Origin of the sequence: Cellulomonas sp. S1-8 (genome assembly GCF_026184235.1) — a bacterium.
Classification (GTDB): domain Bacteria; phylum Actinomycetota; class Actinomycetes; order Actinomycetales; family Cellulomonadaceae; genus Cellulomonas.
Map to the genome: position 1 here is coordinate 2,485,696 of NZ_CP110806.1, position 18,355 is coordinate 2,504,050.

Below are 18,355 nucleotides of genomic sequence, written 5' to 3' on the forward strand. Positions count from 1 at the left end.
GACGCGCACGGGCCCGGAACGCGTCCGGGTCCGCCTCATCCTACTGACGGAGGAGCCTCGTCCTGCGGCGGTACCGGAACCTGGACATCGGGCACCGGACGGCCGCCCGGCGCGGCGGGCATCTGCCCGGCGTCGTCGGCGTCGCGGTGGCCCGTCGCGATCCGCGCCTTCTGCGTGGCCGCGTACACGTCGACGTACTCCTGGCCGGACAGGCTCATGATCGCGTACATGATCTCGTCGGTCACCGAGCGCAGGATGAACCGGTCGTTCTCCATGCCGCGGTAGCGCGAGAAGTCCAGCGGCTCACCGATGACGACGCCGATCCGCATCACCTTGGGGATGCGCTTCCCGAGCGGCTGCGCGACGTCGGTGCCGACCATCGCGACCGGGACCACGGGGGCACCGGACTCGAGCGCGAGGCGCGCGACGCCCGTCTTGCCGCGGTACAGGCGACCGTCGGGGCTGCGCGTGCCCTCGGGGTAGATGCCGAACAGGTCGCCCTCGGACAGACGTCGCAGGCCCGTGCGCAGCGCGGCCTCGCTGGCCTTGCCGCCGCCGCGGTCCACGGGGATCGTCCCGACGCCGCGCATGAACCCGGCGGTCAGCCGCCCCTTGAGCCCGCCGCCGGTGAAGTACTCCTGCTTGCCGATGAAGACGATCTCGCGGTCGAGCACGAGCGGCAGGAAGAACGAGTCGATGACGGCCAGGTGGTTGCTCGCGAGGATCGCGGCACCCTCGGACGGCACGTTCTCGCCGCCGCGCACCCACGGCCGGTAGACCAGGCGCAGCGGAGGGCCCACGACCACCCGCTTCATCAACCAGTAGAACAACGTGTCTCCTCGCTCGACGTCCGCCGTACCGCCGTGGTCCCGCCGGGCACCGGTAGCCCTGCGGACCTGCCACCGACCGCGACGGGCCGGTACGTCGGGTCCGACTCTAGAGTGCTCCCATGGACGCACGTCCCGACGACGACACCGGTGCCGACGACACCACCGGTCCGCCGCGCACGCCGGAGCCCTCCGCTCGGCCGTCCGGTGGACCCGACGACGACGGTGCGACGCCCGCGCCGGACGTCGCACCCCCGACGCTCCCGGCGTCCGACGACGACGCGTGGGCAGCGATCGTCGCCCAGCTCTCGGACGTCGGGACGACCCTCGAGCTCCCTGCGGGACCCGGGGCCGACGGCGGGGCCGACACCGAGCCCCGCACGGGCCGCGTGCTGCGCCGCGCCCCGCGCGACGCCGACGCGCCCCCGACCGACCACGGGGTCCCCGCCGCCCTGCCCGAGCCGACGGGACGCGACTGGGACGGCACGTCGCAGTACGGCGACGCGGAGGACGCGGTCGACGACCTCGAGCACTTCGTGCCGCAGGACCCCGGACCCGTGCTGGGCGGCGAACCGCTGCTCACGCTCGCGTGGGGTGCCGCGGCGGCCATGCCGCTGCTCCTGCTCGTGATCGTCGTCGCGTGGCAGGACGCTCCCGCGCTGCTCGTGCGGGCCGCTGCGGTGGTGTTCGTCGTCGCCGTGGCGATCCTGGTCTGGCGGATGCCGCAGCGCCGCGACCCGTCGGACGACGACGGCGCCGTCGTCTGACGCCGGACTCCCCGCCTCAGACCCGGGCGAGGTCGGCTGCGCCGACCATGCCCGCGTCGTTGCCCATGTCGGCCACGACGATCGCTGCCTCCGGCCGGTGCCCCCGGCCCGAGAGCTGCTCGCCGTACGCCTTGCGCGCGGGCACGAGCAGCAGGTCGCCGGCGGCGCTGACGCCGCCGCCGATCACGAAGATCTCGGGGTCGAGCAACGCGGCCACGCTCGCCGCGCCCTCGCCGACCCAGCGACCGACCTCGGAGAGCAGCTCGACCGCGAGGCCGTCGCCCTCCTGCGCGGCGCGCGTCACCAGGGGTCCGGTGATGGCGTCCGCGCGGCCGCCCGCGAGCGCGAGGAGCCCGGCCGCGCGGTCCGGCTGCGTGATCGCCGCTGCCTGGGCGTCGCGCACCAGCGCCGAGCCGGACACGTACTGCTCCCAGCAGCCCTCGTGGCCGCACCCGCAGTAGTGCCCGCCGGGCACGACGCGCATGTGACCGATCTCGGCGGCGGCGCCCCACGCGCCGCGCGCCAGGCGCCCTCCCGTGACGATCGCCCCACCGAGGCCCGTGCCGAGCGTCAGCATCACCATGTCCTGGACGTCGCGCCCCACGCCGTACCGGAACTCGGCCCAGCCCGCGGCGTTCGCGTCGTTCTCGACGACGATCCGCACGCGGGGGTCGTCCACGAGCGCCGCGACGTTGTCGCGCAGCGGGTACTCGCGCCACGCGATGTTCGGGGCGAAGAGCACGCGCGCCCGGTCCGAGGCGACGAACCCGGCGGCCGCCAGGCCGACCTGGCGCACCTCGTAGGACGCGCTCAGCTCGCGGTAGACGTCGGCGATGGCGGCGTCGATGCTCGCGACGTCGTCGGGGTCGGTGTCGCGGCGGGTCTGGGCCAGGATCGTGCCGTCGTCGTCGACCACGCCCGCCGCGATCTTCGTCCCGCCGATGTCGACCCCGATGGCGTGCATGTCCGTCCGCTCCTCGCGTCGCCGCCGCGCGTCCGTCGCGCAGCGTCACCACGCTAGCGGCACGGAGGACGGTGCGGGAGCGCGTCCACGCCCGCCCCGCCGTGGGACGCGCCTGCGGGGGTCACCCGGACGCACCGCGGGACGCCACGCCACCTGCGTCGACGCCCCTGTCCAGGCACGACGGTCCCGTATCCTCGACCCACGCGTCGCCCCACTGCCACTGGAGTCAGCATGGACGAGTCCCACAGCCCGTTGCTCGTCGAGGTCGATCCGTCGGACAACCTCAACGACCTGCTCGCGTCCCGCGTGCGCCGCACACCCGACGGGGTGCTCGTCGAGCGCCACGTCGACGACCGCTGGGTGCCGATGACGGCACGCGAGTACGACGCCGCGATCGTCGCGGCCGCCCGTGGCCTCGTCGCCAAGGGTGTCCAGCCCGGCGACCGCGTCGGCATCATGTCGCGCACCCGGTTCGAGTGGTCGCTGCTCGACTGGGCGACCTGGGCGGTCGGCGCGGTACCCGTGCCGCTGTACGAGACCTCCTCGGCCGAGCAGGTCGCCTGGATCCTCACCGACGCCGACGTCAGCCTGCTGGTCGTCGAGACGGCCGAGCACGCCGCGGTCGTCGCCGAGGTGCGGGACCAGGCACCGGCGCTGCGCGAGGTGATGGTGCTCGACGACGGGGCCGTCGACACCCTCGTGGCCGCAGGCGCCGACGTCGACGAGGCAGAGGTGGTGCGGCGTCGGGGGCTCGCCGCGCGCGACGACCTCGCGACGATCATCTACACGTCCGGCACGACGGGACGACCCAAGGGCGTCGAGCTGACGCACGGCAACTTCGCGGTGCTGACCATCAACGCGGTCGAGAAGCTCGGCGTCGTCGTCTCGACGCCGGGCGCCCGCACGATGCTGTTCATGCCGCTGGCGCACGTGTTCGCGCGGTTCGTGCACGTGCTGACGATCCCGGCGGGTGCGGTGCTGGGCCACTGGCCGGACACCAAGACGCTCGTCGAGGGCATCGGGTCGTTCCGTCCGACGTTCATCCTGTCCGTGCCGCGCGTGTTCGAGAAGGTCTACAACGCGGCCGAGCAGAAGGCCGCCGCGGGCGGCAAGGGCGCCATCTTCCAGCGCGCCGCGAAGACGTCGATCGTCTACTCGCGGGCGCTCGACACGCCGCGCGGCCCGAGCCCGTGGCTGCGCGTGCAGCACAAGGTCGCGGACGTCCTCGTGCTCTCGAAGCTGCGCAAGGTGCTCGGCGGCCAGGTCGAGTGGGCGATCTCCGGTGGCGCCCCGCTCGGTGAGCGCCTCGGCCACTTCTACCGCGGTGTGGGCCTGAAGGTCCTCGAGGGCTACGGGCTGACCGAGACGACCGCGCCCGCGACGGTGAACCTGCCCGAGCGCACCAAGATCGGCTCGGTCGGCGCCGCGCTGCCCGGCACGTCGCTGCGCATCGCCGCCGACGGCGAGATCGAGATCAAGGGCCACCAGGTCTTCCGCGGCTACCACGGCAACGCGGAGGCGACCGCGGAGGCGCTCCACGACGGCTGGCTGCGCACGGGCGACCTCGGCGAGATCGACGAGGACGGCTTCCTGCGGATCACGGGCCGCAAGAAGGAGATCATCGTCACCGCCGGCGGCAAGAACGTCGCCCCGAGCGTCCTCGAGGACCGCCTGCGGGGCCACCCGCTGGTGAGCCAGGTCGTCGTCGTGGGCGACCAGCGGCCGTTCATCGGCGCCCTGATCACCCTGGACCCCGACGGTGTGCCCGGCTGGCTGTCCGCGCACGGCAAGCCCGCGATGTCGGTGGAGGAGGCGGCGAAGGACCCCGACGTCCTGGCGTCCCTCGACAAGGCCGTCGAGCGCACCAACAAGGCCGTCTCGCGTGCGGAGTCGATCCGTCGGTACCGCATCCTCGACCGCGACCTCACGATCGCCGAGGGCTACCTCACGCCGAAGCTGAGCGTGCGGCGCGCGGAGGTCCTCAAGGACTTCGCGGCCGACGTCGAGGCCCTGTACGCCGACGACGAGCACTGACACGCCTGACGGGCGCCCGCGCGCACGTCGACCGTCCCCACCGCGCCCCCGCCCACCGGCCGGGGGCGCGGTGCGTGCGTTCAGCGCCGACGGAGGCGCTCGACGAGCGTCGCCGACGGCACGGCCCACGCCCCCGCGCCCTCGACGTCGCGCACGACCTCCTGGTCCGACGTCGCCACGACGAGCACCCGGCCGGTCGGCTCGGCGGCCACGAGCTGACGCAGCAGGTCGTCGGCCGTGTCCCCCGCCGTGAACAGCACCCGCACGCCGCGCACCGGCGGCACCGCGCGGTGGCCCGGCTGCCCGTCGAAGCAGCACGTGACCTCGGCCCCCGTCTGGGCGACGAGCGCGGCCATGCCGTCCACGAGCAGCCGGCGCTGGTCGGCCAGGGTGGTGTGCGGCCACCCGGTCTTCGACACGTTGTAGCCGTCGACGAGCAGGTGCGCCCGCGGCAGCCGCAGCAGGTCGTCGAGCAGCGCCGGGTCGTCGACCGACCGGCCGCGCGACGTCGGACGGTCGTGCGTCGCCGCGGCCGCAGGCGCCACCAGGTCGGCCGGCAGGTCGCGCACCGGGGGCAGCGCGAGCTCGGCACGCAGGCCGCTCGCCGCGTCGACCACGGTGTCGAGGAGCAGCCGCACGCGGGACTCCGCCAGCCGGTGGCCGGTGCGCACCTCGTCGCGCGCCGACGTCCGCTCGGCCGCGGCCGAGCGCCGGTCCGTGGCCGCCCGCGCGCGCTCGTCGGCGGCGGCCGCGAGGTCGGCGGCGGCGCGCTGCGCGTCCTGCGCGGCGGTCGCGGCCAGCGCACGGGCCTCGCTGCGGGCGCGGTCGGCGTCGGAGCGCAGCCGCCGCAGCTCGCGCTGCAGCCCGGCCAGCTCGTCGCGGGCCGCGCGCTCCCCGGCGCGCGCCACCCCGAGGGCGGTGCGCAGCCGCTCGACCTCGCGCTCGACGGCGTCGACGCGGCGCGCCGCATCGCCGTCGGTGTCCGGCACGGTCTCGGGGACGAGGTGCTGCCACGGCAGGTCCCGCAGCCACGCGCCGACGGCGTCGTCGAGGGTCGCCACGCCGGCGGGTGCCGCGTCCGACGCGTGCGGCTCCCCGGGCTCCGTGACGGCCGGGTCGCCGTCGGGCGCACCCTCGCCCGCGTCGTCGACGGGCTCGTCGACGGGCTCGTCGTCGACGCCGTCGGCCGGCTCACGGGTCTGCAGCCAGACGCGCGTCACGCGCGCGCGGAACGCCTCGTCGCCGCACAGCGCCACCCACAGCGGCACGGCCCCGGCGACCGCCCGCCGGCGCGGCGCGAACCGGCGGACCGCGAGCAGCGCGGTCGGCGTCTGCGCCGGCTCGGTGTCGGCGAGCACGTCCGCCGCGAGCCGCACGAGCGCGCCGCGCAGCGCATCGGGCACGCCGGCGGCGTCGTCCGCTCCCCGACCGCCCGCTGGACCTGCCATGTCGTCAGCCTAGGTCGCGCGCGCGGCGCGGCCGCGCGGGCGTGTCGGTCCTGCCCGGTACCGTCCGGGGCATGTCCAGCCCCCGCCGTCTGCGCCCCGCCGTCGGGGTGACGCCGGGGCCGGGCGCCACGCCCGTGCAGCTGGGGCTCGACGAGCTCGGGACACCCCTGCGGGACGTGACGTTCGTGGTCGTCGACCTCGAGACGACCGGCGGGCGGGCCGCCGAGGACGCGATCACCGAGATCGGCGCCGTGAAGGTCCGCGGGGGCGAGGTCCTGGGTGAGTTCCAGACGCTCGTCGACCCCGGGGGGCCGGTGCCGCCGTTCATCCAGGTCCTCACCGGGATCACCACGACCATGCTCGTCGGCGCGCCGACGATCGCCCAGGTGCTGCCGAGCTTCCTCGAGTTCGCGCGCGGGTCGGTGCTCGTCGCGCACAACGCCCCGTTCGACGTGGGGTTCCTGCGCGCCGCGGCGGCACGCTGCGAGCGCGCGTGGCCCGGGTTCCCGGTCGTCGACACCGTCCGCCTCGCGCGCCGGGTGGTGCTGCGCGACGAGGCACCGAACCACAAGCTGTCGACGCTGGCCGCGCTGTTCGGGGCCACCGTGACGCCCAACCACCGCGCCCTGGCCGACGCGCGCGCGACGGTCGACGTGCTGCACGCGCTGCTGGGACGGCTCGCCCCGCTCGGCATCACGCACCTGGAGGACCTCGCCACGGCGACCGACCCGGTCCCGGCCGACGTCCGCCGCCGCCGCACCCTGGCCGACGACCTGCCGGACTCCCCCGGCGTCTACCTGTTCCGCGGCCCGCGCGAGGAGGTGCTCTACGTCGGGGTGTCGACGACGTCGCTGCGCCGCCGCGTCCGCAGCTACTTCACGTCGGGCGAGAAGCGCAGCCGCATGGTCGAGATGGTGCGCCTCGCCGTCCGCGTCGACCCCGTCGTGTGCGCGTCGCCGCTCGAGGCGCGGGTCCGCGAGCTGCGGCTCATCGCCGAGCACGCACCGCGCTACAACCGCCGGTCGCGCGCCCCGGAGCGCATGCCCTGGGTGCGGCTGACCGACGAGCCGTACCCGCGGCTCTCGGTGGTGCGCGACGTGCGGCAGGGCACCGCGCACATCGGGCCGTTCGCGTCCCACGCGCTCGCGCAGCAGGCGGTCGACGCGCTGCACCACGCGTTCGCGGTGCGGCAGTGCACCGGGCGGCTGCCGACTGTGCCCGCACCCGGGGCCCACGCGTGCGTCCTCGCCGAGGTCGGGCGGTGCGGCGCGCCGTGCGTCGGCGGGCAGGACGTCGACGCGTACGCGCCCGTCGCCGACGCCGTGCGCGACGCGATGGCTGCCGACCCGCGCGCCGTCGTGCAGGCCCACGCCGCCCGGATCCGCACGCTCGCCACGCAGGAGCGCTTCGAGGAGGCCGCGACCGTGCGGGACCGGCTCACGGCGTTCGTCCGGGGAGCAGCGCGGGCGCAGCGCCACGCCCGGGCCGCCGCCTGCCGCGAGCTGATCGCCGCGCGCCGCACCGACGAGGGCGGCTGGGAGCTGGTCCTGGTGCGGTACGGGAGGCTCGCCGGCACCGCGGTGGTGGACCGACGCACCGACCCGCGCCCGGTCGTGGGGAGCCTGCGGGCCGGGGGCGAGCACGTCAGCGCACCCCTCGGGCCCGCGACGGCGGCGCACCCGGAGGAGACCGACCTCGTCCTCGCGTGGTTGGAGCAGCCCGGTGTCCGGCTCGTCGAGGTGGACGGCGAGTGGTCCTCGCCCGCACGCTCCGCGCAGGCGTCCCGGGACGCGGCCACCGCCATCGCCCTCGACCTCGTCGCACCGCGCGCACCGCTCGTCGACGACGCGACCCCCGCCGCTGCCACGGCACCGGCTCGCACGGCATGATGGCGGACATGCTCACCGCCATCGTGCTCATCGACTGCGACGCCGCCCGTATCCCCGAGGTCGCCGCGGCGACCGCCGAGATCGACGGGGTCTCCGAGGTCTACTCGGTGACCGGGGAGGTCGACCTCATCGCCCTCGTGCGCGTCCGCGAGCACGACACGCTCGCCGACGTCATCGCCGACAAGGTGAGCAAGGTCGAGGGGGTGCTGCGCACGCAGACCTACATCGCGTTCCGCGCGTACTCCAAGCACGACCTCGAGGAGGCGTTCGCGCTCGGCCTGGAGGACTGAGCGCGCACGCCGCGCCCGGCAGCGTCCGCCCGGCGCCCCGGGCGGACGCGCCGCTCAGAGAGCCGCGGCCGCCCGCCAGCGCTCGAGCACGTCCGCTGCGGCCCCGTCGTCGATCGCCCGCTCGGCGATGCGCGCGCCCGCGGCGAGACGAGCCACGAGCGAGCCCTCGGCGGTGCCCGGGAGCGTGCCGTCCGCCACGAGCGCACCGGCCGCGTTGAGCACGACGGTGTCGCGCACGGGCCCGCGCTCGCCGGCGACGAGCGCCCGCACGACCGCGGCGTTCTGCTCGGTGGCGCCGCCACGCAGCTGCTCGATCGTCACGGGGCCCACGCCGGACTCCGTCCAGTCGACGAGCTCCTCGCGCACGTCACCGCCACGGACCTCCCAGAACCGCGTCCGCCCCGTGGCCGCGATCTCGTCGAGGCCGTCGTCCTCCCCGCGGAAGACCAGGGCGGAACGGCCGCGCGACGCCAGCACGCCCGCGATGAGCCCCGCCATCCGCGCGTCCGACACGCCGATCGCGCTCGCCTGCGGCTGCGCCGGGTTGGTCAGCGGCCCGAGGAAGTTGAACGCCGTCGCGATGCCGAGCTCACGGCGGGTGGCGCCCGCGTGGCGCATCGAGGGGTGGAAAGCGCCGGCGAAGCAGAACGTGATGCCGACCTCGGAGGCGAGGGCGGCGACGCGGTCCAGCGGGAGGTCGAGCCGGATGCCCAGCGCCTCGAGGACGTCGGCCGTGCCCGTCGACGACGACGCCGCCCGGTTGCCGTGCTTGACGACCGTCAGCCCGGTGCCGGCGACGACGAGGGCGGCCATCGTCGAGATGTTCACCGTGTGCAGGCGGTCGCCGCCCGTCCCGACGATGTCCACGGAGCGACCCGGTGACTCGAAGCGGTGGGCGTGCTCGAGCATGGTCTCGGCCATGCCGCTGAGCTCGTCGACCGTCTCGCCCTTCGCGCGCAGGGCCACGAGGAAGCCCGCGACCTGCGACGGCGACGCCTCTCCGCTCATGATCCGGTTCATCGCCCAGGACGTGCCGGCGCGGTCGAGGTCCTGGCCGCGGACCAGCGACGTCAGCAGGTCGGGCCAGGTGAAGGTCGCCGTCATCGGCCGGCCGCCTCCGCGTGCACGAGGTCCGCGACCGCGGCGTGCAGCACGACCGGGTCCAGGGGCCGGCTCACGACCGCGTCGGCGTTCGACCACGACGCGAGCCACGCGTCCTGGGGACGACCGGTCAGCACGAGGACCGGGGGGCAGCGGTAGATCTCGTCCTTGAGCTGGCGGCACAGGCCGAGCCCGCCCACCTTGTCGGCCTCGCCGTCGAGGACCAGCACGTCCAGGCCGCCCGCCTCGACCGCCGTGATGACGGCGGCCGCGGTCGCGACCTCGGTCCACTCGATGTCCGGCTCGCCGCGCCCGAGGCGCCGGCCCACCGCGAGCCGCACCTGCTCGCGGGCGTCGACGTCGTCGCTGTACAGCAGGATGCGCGGCGCGCGGGCCGCCGGTTCTGCGGTGCTCATGGTGCCCCTCACTCGTCATCGACGTGGAACACCGGCATCTTGGCACGTCGGCGGCCGACGGGGCACGGCCCGCCCGGTGGGTGCGCACCGCAGCGCGCTGCACGGCGCGGGACGTCGCCGCAGGTCGCCGGAGGGTCACGAGAAAGTGACGATGTGACATATCCCAACGCGCGGGCGTGGGCCGAACGACCCATGCAGGGCGCACGTCAGCCATAATGACGAACGTGTCGACCGCAACGGCTGCCTCGCGCCCCGCCCCTCACGTGACCGTCAACCGACCGAACCCGGTGTCGGTCGGCACGATCGTGTGGCTCGCCAGCGAGCTCATGTTCTTCGCCGGGCTGTTCGCCATGTACTTCACGGTCCGCGCGGCCGCCCCCGAGGAGTGGGCGCTGCAGACCGAGAAGCTCAACCTGGAGTTCGCCTTCGCGAACACGACCGTCCTGGTGCTGTCGTCGGTGACGTGCCAGATGGGCGTCTGGGCAGCCGAGCGGCTCCAGCCCGTGCGCACCGGCTCGCTCCTGCAGTTCTGGCGCTGGGGCATGAACGAGTGGATCACGCTGACGTACGTCATGGGCGCCGTCTTCGTCGGCGGCCAGATCTTCGAGTACGCCGAGCTGGTGCACGAGGGGCTGACCATCTCGTCGTCGCCGTACGGCTCGGTGTTCTACCTCACGACCGGCTTCCACGGCCTGCACGTCGTGGGCGGGCTCATCGCCTTCCTCTTCCTCCTCGGTCGCTCCTTCGCGGCCAAGCGCTTCACCCACCACGAGGAGACGACCGCGATCGTCACCTCGTACTACTGGCACTTCGTCGACGTGGTCTGGATCGCGCTGTTCGCGGTCATCTACCTGGTCAGATGACGACGGCCGGCCCTGCACGGGTCGGCGCTTGCCCCCACCCGCACCCCCCGACACGCGAGACGAGGACCGATCCGTGAAGGCACTCGCAGCCCGCAGGCACGACCGGCGAGCGCCGGTCGTGCTGCTCCTGCTGGCGCTGCTGCTCACCGGCGCGCTGTACGCCGTGCTGTCTCCCACGTCCGCCGACGCCGCACCCGCGGCCGCCACGGCGGACCAGGTCGAGACCGGTGAGAAGCTGTTCCAGGCCAACTGCGCGACGTGCCACGGCCCGGACGCCACCGGCACGGACGACGTGCCGTCGCTCGTCGGGGTCGGCGCCGCCTCCGTCGACTTCCAGGTCGGCACCGGCCGCATGCCGATGCAGGCGAACGGCCCGCAGGCCCCGGCCAAGCCGGCGCAGTTCGACGAGGAGCAGATCGCCGCGCTCGCGGCCTTCGTCGCCGCGCTCGGACCCGGCCCGTCGATCCCGACTGCCGAGCAGGTCGACCCCTCCCTGGGCGACCCCGCGAACGGCATGGCCCTGTTCCGCACCAACTGCGCGATGTGCCACAACGCCATCGGCGCCGGCGGTGCGCTGTCCCAGGGCAAGTGGGCGCCGAACCTCTGGGACGTGACCCCCACGCACATCTACGAGGCGATGGTCACCGGACCGCAGTCCATGCCGGTCTTCAACGACGTGACGCTCACGTCGGAGGAGAAGCGGGACATCATCGCGTTCCTCGACCTGCAGGGCGAGGGCGCACCCGGTGGTCTGGACCTCGGCAGCCTCGGCCCGGTCAGCGAGGGCCTGTGGGCCTGGATCGTCGGCATGGGGCTCCTCATCGGCGCAGCAGTCTGGATCGGAGCGAGGTCCTCGTGAGCATGACCCACGGCCACGGCCACGACGGTCCCGAGCCCGGCGACGCCGCCGGCTCGGACCTCGTCCTGCGCGAGGGCGAGGACGGCGTCGACAAGTTCGAGAACCCGGGCTTCGGACCGCACCGCCCGCGGCGCTCCGACGTCGAGCCTGCCGCGAACAAGCGCGCGGAGCGCCAGGTCGTCGCCCTGTTCGCCATCTCGGTCCTGGGCACGATCGGCTTCATCGCCGCGTACTTCGCCCTGCCGCCCGGCGAGACGGTCCAGTCGATGCGCACGTCGAACCTCGCGCTCGGCCTGGGCCTGACGTTCGCGCTGCTCGGCATCGGCCTGGCGGCCGTGCACTGGGCGAAGTCGCTCATGAACGACCACGAGAAGGCCGAGGACCGGCACGCGCAGCGCAGCTCGGAGCAGACGCGAGCCGACGCCGTCGAGGTGCTGCAGGACGGCGCCAAGGACTCGGCCATCGGCCGGCGCGGCGTCCTCAAGGGCGCGCTCGTGTCGTCCCTCGCCCTCTTCCCGCTCACCCTCGTGCTGCCCCTCATCGGTGAGGTCGGCGAGGACTGGAACGTCTCGAAGTTCAAGCGCACGATGTGGGCCAAGGACAAGAAGCTCACGATCGACCCGACAGGGCGCCCCATCAAGGCAGCCGACGTCACCGTCGGCTCGGTCGTGCACGTGATCCCCGAGGGTCTCGACGAGACCGACGCACCGCTCGACGAGAAGGCCAAGGCCGTCGTCCTGCTGGTCCGCCTCGACCCCCGGGAGATCCGATCCGAGCAGGGCGAGGGCTGGTCGTACGACGGCATCGTCGCCTTCTCGAAGATCTGCACCCACGTGGGATGCCCGGTGGCCCTGTACGAGCAGCAGACGCACCACCTGCTGTGCCCCTGCCACCAGAGCACGTTCGACGTCGCCGACGGCGCGAAGGTCGTGTTCGGTCCCGCCAAGCGGCCGCTCCCCCAGCTGCCGATCACCGTTGACGACGAGGGCTACCTGGTCGCGCAGAGCGACTTCCACGAGCCCATCGGCCCGAGCTTCTGGGAGCGGCTGCGATGAGCACCACCCAAGCACCGACAGGTCGCGCGGCAGCGGCCACCGCCGACTACCTCGACCAGCGCACCGGCATCGCGGGCGCGGTCAAGGAGTTCGCACGCAAGATCTTCCCGGACCACTGGTCGTTCCTGCTGGGCGAGATCGCCCTCTACAGCTTCGTGACGCTGCTCATCTCGGGCGTGTTCCTCACCATGTTCTTCGTCCCGAGCATGACCGAGGTGCACTACGAGGGCCCGTGGCCGACGATGAACGGCGTCGAGATGTCCGAGGCGTACGCCTCGACGCTGCGCCTGTCGTTCGAGGTGACCGGCGGCCTGCTGATGCGGCAGATCCACCACTGGGCCGCCCTGATCTTCATGGCCGCGATCGTCACCCACATGATGCGCGTGTTCTTCACGGGCGCGTTCCGCAAGCCGCGTGAGCTCAACTGGCTCGTCGGCTTCGTGCTCATGATCCTCGGCCTGGCCGCCGGCTTCACGGGCTACTCGCTGCCCGACGACGTCCTGTCCGGCAACGGGCTGCGCATCACCGACGGCGTGGTCCGCTCCATCCCGATCCTGGGCAGCTACCTGTCGTACTTCATCTTCGGCGGCGAGTTCCCCGGCCACGACGTCATCCCCCGCCTGTTCACGCTGCACATCCTGGTCGTGCCGGGCCTCATCCTCGCGCTGATCGCCCTGCACCTGTTCTTCGTCGTGCTGCACAAGCACACGCAGTACCCGGGCTCGGGCCGCACCAACGCGAACGTCGTGGGGTACCCGCTGTACCCGATCTACGTCGCCAAGGCGGGCGGCTACTTCTTCGTCGTGTTCGGGGTCATCGCGCTCATGGCCGCCACGATGTCGATCAACCCGGTCTGGAACTACGGCCCGTTCGACCCCTCCCCTGTGTCCGCCGGCGCCCAACCGGACTGGTACATGCTGTTCCTCGAGGGGTCGCTGCGCCTCATGCCCGGGCAGACGGAGTACGTGCTGTTCGGGCCCGACGGCTGGACGCTGTCCCTCAACGTCCTGATCCCCGCGGTCGTGATCCCCGGCGTGCTCTTCTCGCTGCTGGCGCTCTACCCGTTCGTCGAGGCGTTCGCGACGGGCGACAAGCGCGAGCACCACGTGCTGGACCGCCCCCGCAACCGCCCGTTCCGCACCGCGTTCGGTGTGTCGGTGCTCATGGCGTTCCTCATCCTCGTGCTCGCCGGGTCCAACGACCTCATCGCGACGCACTTCGACATGTCGATCAACGACATCACGTGGGCCTTCCGCGCCCTGTTCTTCCTCGCCCCGTGGGCGGCGTTCGTCGTGACCAAGCGCATCTGCCTCGGGCTGCAGCGCAAGGACCGCGAGATCGTGCTGCACGGCCACGAGACCGGCCAGATCGTCCGGTTCGCATCCGGGGAGTACATCGAGGTCCACAAGCCGATCGACGCGCACGAGCGCTGGCTGCGCGTGCAGCACGACGTGATCCGACCGATCGCGATCGAGCCCGCAGAGGACTCGCGCGGCGTGCGTCGCAAGGGCTACGGGCTCGACCGCATGCGGCAGCGGCTCTCGCAGGCCTTCTACGAGGACCGCGTCGAGCCGGTCACGCCGATCGAGCTGCTGGCCGCGCACTCGCACGGCCAGCACGACGCCCTGGGGTCCGACCAGGAGAAGGCGCCCGCGCAGCTGCTCGCGGAGAGCGCGCCGACGGGCGGCGGTACACGCCTGCGTCCGTCGGACGAGACGGATCCCGACGCGCGGAACAGGTGATCCTGGACCAGGGTTGACCAGATGACGACCGTTCGCGGTGTCCGGCCGGACGTGCCGGGCACCGCGACGGCGTTTCCGGGCGGATGCCACGGCGCCGCCACCCCACGCAGGAGAGGCATCAGATGGCTGACTACACGCTCCCGGACCTGCCGTACGACTACGCGGCACTCGAGCCGCACATCTCCGGCAGGATCATGGAGCTGCACCACGACAAGCACCACGCCGCGTACGTGGCAGGCGCGAACACCGCGCTCGAGAAGCTCGCCGCAGCGCGCGCGGCCGACGACTTCGCCGCGGTGAACCTGCACGAGAAGAACCTCGCGTTCCACCTCGGCGGGCACATCAACCACTCCGTCTTCTGGGAGAACCTCTCCCCCGAGGGCGGCGACCGGCCGACGGGTGAGCTGGCCGCGGCGATCGACGAGTTCTTCGGGTCGTTCGAGGCCTTCCAGAAGCACTTCGCGGCCAACGCGCTCGCGATCCAGGGATCCGGCTGGTCGATCCTCGGCTGGGACTCCGTGGGCCAGAAGCTCGCGATCTTCCAGCTCTACGACCAGCAGAGCAACTACCCGCTGGGCCTCGTGCCGATCGTCGTGCTCGACATGTGGGAGCACGCGTTCTACCTCGACTACGTCAACGTCAAGGCGGACTACGTCAAGGCGTGGTGGAACATCGTCAGCTGGACCGACGCGGCAGCACGCTTCACGCGCGCCCGCACGCAGACGGCGGGACTCATCGTGGCGTCTGCCTGACACACGCCTCGCCGTACGGACGACGACGGCCCGTCACCATCGCGGTGACGGGCCGTCGTCGTCCGTACGGGTCAGTGCGCGTGCTGCCCGCGGGAGAACTCGAACAGCCAACCGACGAGCCCGATGACGCCCAGCGCGACGGCCGGGATCATCAGCCACCAGTCGACGGCCAGGGAGAGGAACGCGAGGGAGGCGCCGAGCGACACGACCAGCGGCCACCAGCTCCACGGGCTGAACGTGCCCTGGTTGCCGGCACCCTGCTCGATCTCGCCGAGCTCGTCGTCCTCGGGGCGGGGGTCGATCCGACGCGCCAGGAGCGCGAAGTACCCGCCGATCATGCCGACGAGGCCACCGACGAGCGGGATGCCCACGGCGCCGACCGGCTCACCGTCGCTCCAGAGGGCGTAGATGAGCCCGACGGGGACGAAGAAGAGGATGCCGTAGAGGAAGAGCTTCGCCTCGAACTTCACCGCTCGTCCTCCTCGCGCCGTTCGCGCACGTCCTCGATGTCGTCCTCGACCACGGTCGCCGTGGACTGGTGCTCCTCACCGGTCCCCCGGGCGATCCGCTCCTCGGCGAGCTCGCGCTCACCCGTGCTGTCCGGTGCCCAGTCGAACGGCCCCGGGTCGTCCGGCTGGACGTGGTCCATGGCGGCCACCTCGGGGTGGTGCAGGTCGAACGCGGGGCGCTCGGAACGGATGCGCGGGAGCGACGTGAAGTTGTGGCGCGGCGGGGGGCAGCTCGTGGCCCACTCGAGCGAGCCGCCGTAGCCCCACGGGTCGTCCACCGTGACGCGCGGCGCGTTGCGCCACGTGACGTAGACGTTCCAGAGGAACGGCAGCGTCGAGGCGGCCAGGATCGCGGAGCCGACCGTCGAGACCTGGTTCATCCACGTGAAGCCGTCGGCCGGCGAGTAGTCGGCGTACCGGCGCGGCATGCCGATCACACCCAGCCAGTGCTGGATGAGGAAGGTCATGTGGAAGCCGACGAACAGCAGCCAGAAGTGGATCTTGCCGAGCCGCTCGTCCAGCATGCGCCCGGTGAACTTGGGCCACCAGAAGTAGAAGCCGGCGAACATCGCGAACACGACGGTGCCGAACACCACGTAGTGGAAGTGGGCCACCACGAAGTAGGTGTCGGACAGGTGGAAGTCCAGCGCGGGGCTCGACAGGATGATCCCGGTCAGGCCGCCGAAGAGGAACGTCACGAGGAAGCCGATGGTCCACAGCATCGGTGTCTCGAACGTGAGCTTGCCCCGCCACATCGTGCCGATCCAGTTGAAGAACTTCACACCGGTCGGCACGGCGATGAGCATCGTCATGAACGAGAAGAACGGCAGCAGGACCGCACCGGTGACGTACATGTGGTGCGCCCACACCGTCACCGAGAGGGCCGCGATCGCGATGGTCGCGTAGACCAGACCCTTGTAGCCGAAGATCGGCTTGCGGCTGAAGACCGGCAGGATCTCGGTCACGATGCCGAAGAACGGCAGCGCGATGATGTACACCTCGGGATGGCCGAAGAACCAGAACAGGTGCTGCCAGAGCAGAGCACCGCCGTTGTCCGGGTTGAAGACCTGGGCCCCGAGTCGCCGGTCGGCGCCGAGCGCGAACAGCGCGGCGGCCAGCGGCGGGAACGCCATGAGGACGAGCAGCGACGTCACCAGGATGTTCCAGGTGAAGATCGGCATGCGGAACATCGTCATGCCGGGGGCGCGCATCGTGACGATCGTGGTGATGAAGTTGACCGCGCCCAGGATCGTGCCGAAGCCCGTGAGCGCCAGGCCGAAGACCCAGAGATCTCCCCCGAGCCCTGGTGAGTACATCTGGTTCGACAACGGTGCGTACGCGAACCAGCCGAACGACGCGGCGCCCTGCGGCGTGAGGAAGCCGGCGGCAGCGATGAGGCCACCGAACAGGTACAGCCAGTACGCGAACATGTTGAGCCGCGGGAACGCGACGTCGGGCGCGCCGATCTGCAGCGGCATGATGATGTTGGCGAACCCGGCGAACAGCGGCGTCGCGAACAGCAGCAGCATGATCGTGCCGTGCATCGTGAACGCCTGGTTGTACTGCTCCTTCGACTGGAACAGGTCCATCCCGGGGGCGAACAGCTCGGCGCGGATGAGCAGCGCGAGGATGCCGCCGATCGCGAACCAGACGAACGACGTGATCAGGTACAGGTACCCGATCGTCTTGTGGTCGGTGGAGGTGATCCACTTCACGACCGTCCGCCCCAGCGACTGCCGCCGGGGGGACAGGCCGGGGATGACCTCGGTGTTGGCCGCCATCAGTCCTCGTCCTCCGCCACGTCGTTCAGGTCCTGCTGCCGGCTGTACTCGAGGCCGAGCGAGCCCGTCTGGCCGCGCTCGCGCAGCTCTGCCATGTGGGCGTCGTACTCGTCCTGGGAGACGACCGCGACGTTGAACAGCATCGAGGAGTGCTCCTCCCCGCAGAGCTCGGCGCACTTGCCGAGGTACGTGCCCTCGCGCGTCGGCGTCACCTGGAAGGTGTTGGTGTGCCCCGGGACCATGTCCATCTTGAACAGGAAGTCGGGGATCCAGAAGGAGTGGATCACGTCGCGCGAGTCGATCGTGAACTCGACGCGCTGGTCGACCGGGAGGTAGAGCGTCACCTGCTCACCCAGGGCGGCGGCGTCGCTGCCGATGTCCTGCGCGTGCTGACCGGTCTCGTACACGTCCTCGTCGAGGTAGTTGAAGTCCCAGCTCCACTGCTTGCCGATGACCTGGATGTTGACGTCGGGCTCCGCGGAGGTGTCCGTCATCGCCAGGGTGTCGTCGTTGGTGTGGTAGAAGAGCACCCCGACCATGACGACCGGCAGCAGGATGTACATGATCTCGAGCGGGACGTGGTACCGGATCTGCACCGGGAGCGTGTTGTCGTCCTTGCGCTTGCGGTAGACCGCGACGCACCACAGGATCAGCCCCCACGTGATGACGCCGACCACCAGCGCGGCGATCCACGAGCCGACCCACAGCGAGACCACGCGACCCGTCTGGTCGGTGACCTCCTGGTCGCTGAAACCCGGGAGCCAGCCACGCTGGACGGTCTCGGAGCAGCCGCTGAGCGCCATGACGAGCGCCGTGGCCAGAACGGCGACGATCGCGCGCCGGCTGCGGCGGGGGGGTACCGGGTGCACGGGGAACCTTCCACTCGCGTCCCGCGACCCGCGTCCCGTACGTGGGCGCGCAGCCGGAGGGACCTTCGTCCTCGACGCGGTCAGCCTAGCGCCCCATGGCCCCGCCCACGTGCTGGTGGGCGCGTTTGACGACGTGGTGTCAGCACCGTCACACCGCCCCGTCCCGCGCGGCGGGCCGGCCGTGCAGCA

General features: G+C 72.4%; 17 protein-coding genes. 9 read left to right on the forward strand and 8 right to left on the reverse strand.

Features of this window, described 5'->3' with window-relative positions; genetic code table 11:
• Positions 1-35: 35 nt before the first annotated feature.
• Positions 36-830: a lysophospholipid acyltransferase family protein gene (locus tag OKX07_RS11150; RefSeq protein ID WP_265628149.1), complete on the reverse strand. Its 795-nt coding sequence runs from the start codon at positions 828-830 to the stop codon at positions 36-38.
• A 119-nt stretch (positions 831-949) separates the two neighbouring features.
• On the opposite strand from OKX07_RS11150, the gene OKX07_RS11155 reads away from it, so the two are divergent.
• On the forward strand, positions 950-1,594 hold the full coding sequence (locus OKX07_RS11155; RefSeq protein ID WP_265628150.1) for a hypothetical protein: 645 nt from the start codon (positions 950-952) through the stop codon (positions 1,592-1,594).
• A 16-nt stretch (positions 1,595-1,610) separates the two neighbouring features.
• Here the strand turns inward: OKX07_RS11155 and OKX07_RS11160 are convergent, their stop codons facing one another.
• Positions 1,611-2,558 carry an ROK family glucokinase gene (locus OKX07_RS11160; protein ID WP_265628151.1) on the reverse strand — a complete coding sequence of 316 codons (948 nt, stop codon included), beginning with the start codon at positions 2,556-2,558 and terminating at the stop codon, positions 1,611-1,613.
• Positions 2,559-2,789: 231 nt separating this feature from the next.
• On the opposite strand from OKX07_RS11160, the gene OKX07_RS11165 reads away from it, so the two are divergent.
• Positions 2,790-4,592, forward strand: a complete 1,803-nt coding sequence (locus tag OKX07_RS11165) for an AMP-dependent synthetase/ligase (RefSeq protein WP_265628152.1) — start codon at positions 2,790-2,792, stop codon at positions 4,590-4,592.
• Positions 4,593-4,672: 80 nt separating this feature from the next.
• On the opposite strand, the gene OKX07_RS11170 is transcribed toward OKX07_RS11165, so the two are convergent.
• A complete protein-coding gene (locus OKX07_RS11170) occupies positions 4,673-6,040 on the reverse strand; it encodes an NYN domain-containing protein (protein ID WP_265628153.1) in 1,368 nt (455 codons plus the stop codon).
• Between the two features lie 71 nt (positions 6,041-6,111).
• Here OKX07_RS11170 and OKX07_RS11175 point away from each other — a divergent pair, with 71 nt between their 5' ends.
• Entirely contained in the window at positions 6,112-7,929 is a 1,818-nt protein-coding gene (locus OKX07_RS11175; RefSeq protein WP_265628154.1) for a DEDD exonuclease domain-containing protein, read from the forward strand.
• Positions 7,930-7,937: 8 nt separating this feature from the next.
• On the forward strand, positions 7,938-8,219 hold the full coding sequence (locus OKX07_RS11180) for an Lrp/AsnC family transcriptional regulator (RefSeq protein ID WP_265628155.1): 282 nt from the start codon (positions 7,938-7,940) through the stop codon (positions 8,217-8,219).
• A 54-nt stretch (positions 8,220-8,273) separates the two neighbouring features.
• On the opposite strand, the gene trpD is transcribed toward OKX07_RS11180, so the two are convergent.
• Together trpD and OKX07_RS11190 are read right to left on the reverse strand one after the other, a co-directional pair.
• The gene (gene trpD / locus OKX07_RS11185; RefSeq protein WP_265628156.1) at positions 8,274-9,323 is read right to left on the reverse strand and encodes an anthranilate phosphoribosyltransferase; all 1,050 of its coding nucleotides are present in this window, start codon (positions 9,321-9,323) and stop codon (positions 8,274-8,276) included.
• Positions 9,320-9,736 carry a hypothetical protein gene (locus OKX07_RS11190; protein WP_265628157.1) on the reverse strand — a complete coding sequence of 139 codons (417 nt, stop codon included), beginning with the start codon at positions 9,734-9,736 and terminating at the stop codon, positions 9,320-9,322. Before OKX07_RS11190 ends, trpD begins: the two co-directional genes overlap by 4 nt.
• Before the next feature lie 215 nt (positions 9,737-9,951).
• Between OKX07_RS11190 and OKX07_RS11195 the strand changes: the two genes are divergently transcribed.
• The 5 genes from OKX07_RS11195 (at position 9,952) to OKX07_RS11215 (ending at position 15,007) form a co-directional block, all read left to right on the forward strand.
• Positions 9,952-10,599: a cytochrome c oxidase subunit 3 gene (locus tag OKX07_RS11195; protein WP_265628158.1), complete on the forward strand. Its 648-nt coding sequence runs from the start codon at positions 9,952-9,954 to the stop codon at positions 10,597-10,599.
• 73 nt (positions 10,600-10,672) lie between these two features.
• Positions 10,673-11,458, forward strand: a complete 786-nt coding sequence (locus OKX07_RS11200) for a c-type cytochrome (protein WP_265628159.1) — start codon at positions 10,673-10,675, stop codon at positions 11,456-11,458.
• Positions 11,459-11,460: 2 nt separating this feature from the next.
• Positions 11,461-12,513 carry a Rieske 2Fe-2S domain-containing protein gene (locus OKX07_RS11205; protein ID WP_416220877.1) on the forward strand — a complete coding sequence of 351 codons (1,053 nt, stop codon included), beginning with the start codon at positions 11,461-11,463 and terminating at the stop codon, positions 12,511-12,513.
• Positions 12,510-14,255 (forward strand): cytochrome b, encoded by a 1,746-nt coding sequence (locus tag OKX07_RS11210; RefSeq protein WP_265628161.1) that lies wholly within the window; start codon positions 12,510-12,512, stop codon positions 14,253-14,255. The genes OKX07_RS11205 and OKX07_RS11210 overlap by 4 nt, the downstream gene beginning before the upstream one ends.
• Before the next feature lie 122 nt (positions 14,256-14,377).
• On the forward strand, positions 14,378-15,007 hold the full coding sequence (locus tag OKX07_RS11215; protein WP_265628162.1) for a superoxide dismutase: 630 nt from the start codon (positions 14,378-14,380) through the stop codon (positions 15,005-15,007).
• A gap of 71 nt (positions 15,008-15,078) precedes the next feature.
• On the opposite strand, the gene OKX07_RS11220 is transcribed toward OKX07_RS11215, so the two are convergent.
• The 3 genes from OKX07_RS11220 to coxB are packed head-to-tail and all read right to left on the reverse strand — an operon-like array spanning position 15,079 to position 18,166.
• Positions 15,079-15,477 carry a cytochrome c oxidase subunit 4 gene (locus tag OKX07_RS11220; protein ID WP_265628163.1) on the reverse strand — a complete coding sequence of 133 codons (399 nt, stop codon included), beginning with the start codon at positions 15,475-15,477 and terminating at the stop codon, positions 15,079-15,081.
• Positions 15,474-17,297 (reverse strand): cytochrome c oxidase subunit I, encoded by a 1,824-nt coding sequence (gene ctaD, locus OKX07_RS11225; protein ID WP_265628164.1) that lies wholly within the window; start codon positions 17,295-17,297, stop codon positions 15,474-15,476. Before ctaD ends, OKX07_RS11220 begins: the two co-directional genes overlap by 4 nt.
• On the reverse strand, positions 17,297-18,166 hold the full coding sequence (gene coxB, locus OKX07_RS11230) for a cytochrome c oxidase subunit II (protein WP_265628165.1): 870 nt from the start codon (positions 18,164-18,166) through the stop codon (positions 17,297-17,299). Before coxB ends, ctaD begins: the two co-directional genes overlap by 1 nt.
• Between the last annotated feature and the right edge of the window lie 189 nt (positions 18,167-18,355).

Bases quoted from the DNA above. Each gene is read 5' to 3' on its own strand.
- OKX07_RS11155 (WP_265628150.1), top strand. From the start codon at position 950: ATGGACGCACGTCCCGACGACGACACCGGTGCCGACGACACCACCGGT.
- OKX07_RS11160 (WP_265628151.1), bottom strand. From the start codon at position 2,558: ATGCACGCCATCGGGGTCGACATCGGCGGGACGAAGATCGCGGCGGGC.
- OKX07_RS11165 (WP_265628152.1), top strand. From the start codon at position 2,790: ATGGACGAGTCCCACAGCCCGTTGCTCGTCGAGGTCGATCCGTCGGAC.
- OKX07_RS11170 (WP_265628153.1), bottom strand. From the start codon at position 6,040: ATGGCAGGTCCAGCGGGCGGTCGGGGAGCGGACGACGCCGCCGGCGTG.
- OKX07_RS11175 (WP_265628154.1), top strand. From the start codon at position 6,112: ATGTCCAGCCCCCGCCGTCTGCGCCCCGCCGTCGGGGTGACGCCGGGG.
- OKX07_RS11180 (WP_265628155.1), top strand. From the start codon at position 7,938: ATGCTCACCGCCATCGTGCTCATCGACTGCGACGCCGCCCGTATCCCC.
- trpD (WP_265628156.1), bottom strand. From the start codon at position 9,323: ATGACGGCGACCTTCACCTGGCCCGACCTGCTGACGTCGCTGGTCCGC.
- OKX07_RS11190 (WP_265628157.1), bottom strand. From the start codon at position 9,736: ATGAGCACCGCAGAACCGGCGGCCCGCGCGCCGCGCATCCTGCTGTAC.
- OKX07_RS11195 (WP_265628158.1), top strand. From the start codon at position 9,952: ATGACGAACGTGTCGACCGCAACGGCTGCCTCGCGCCCCGCCCCTCAC.
- OKX07_RS11205 (WP_416220877.1), top strand. From the start codon at position 11,461: ATGACCCACGGCCACGGCCACGACGGTCCCGAGCCCGGCGACGCCGCC.
- OKX07_RS11210 (WP_265628161.1), top strand. From the start codon at position 12,510: ATGAGCACCACCCAAGCACCGACAGGTCGCGCGGCAGCGGCCACCGCC.
- OKX07_RS11215 (WP_265628162.1), top strand. From the start codon at position 14,378: ATGGCTGACTACACGCTCCCGGACCTGCCGTACGACTACGCGGCACTC.
- ctaD (WP_265628164.1), bottom strand. From the start codon at position 17,297: ATGGCGGCCAACACCGAGGTCATCCCCGGCCTGTCCCCCCGGCGGCAG.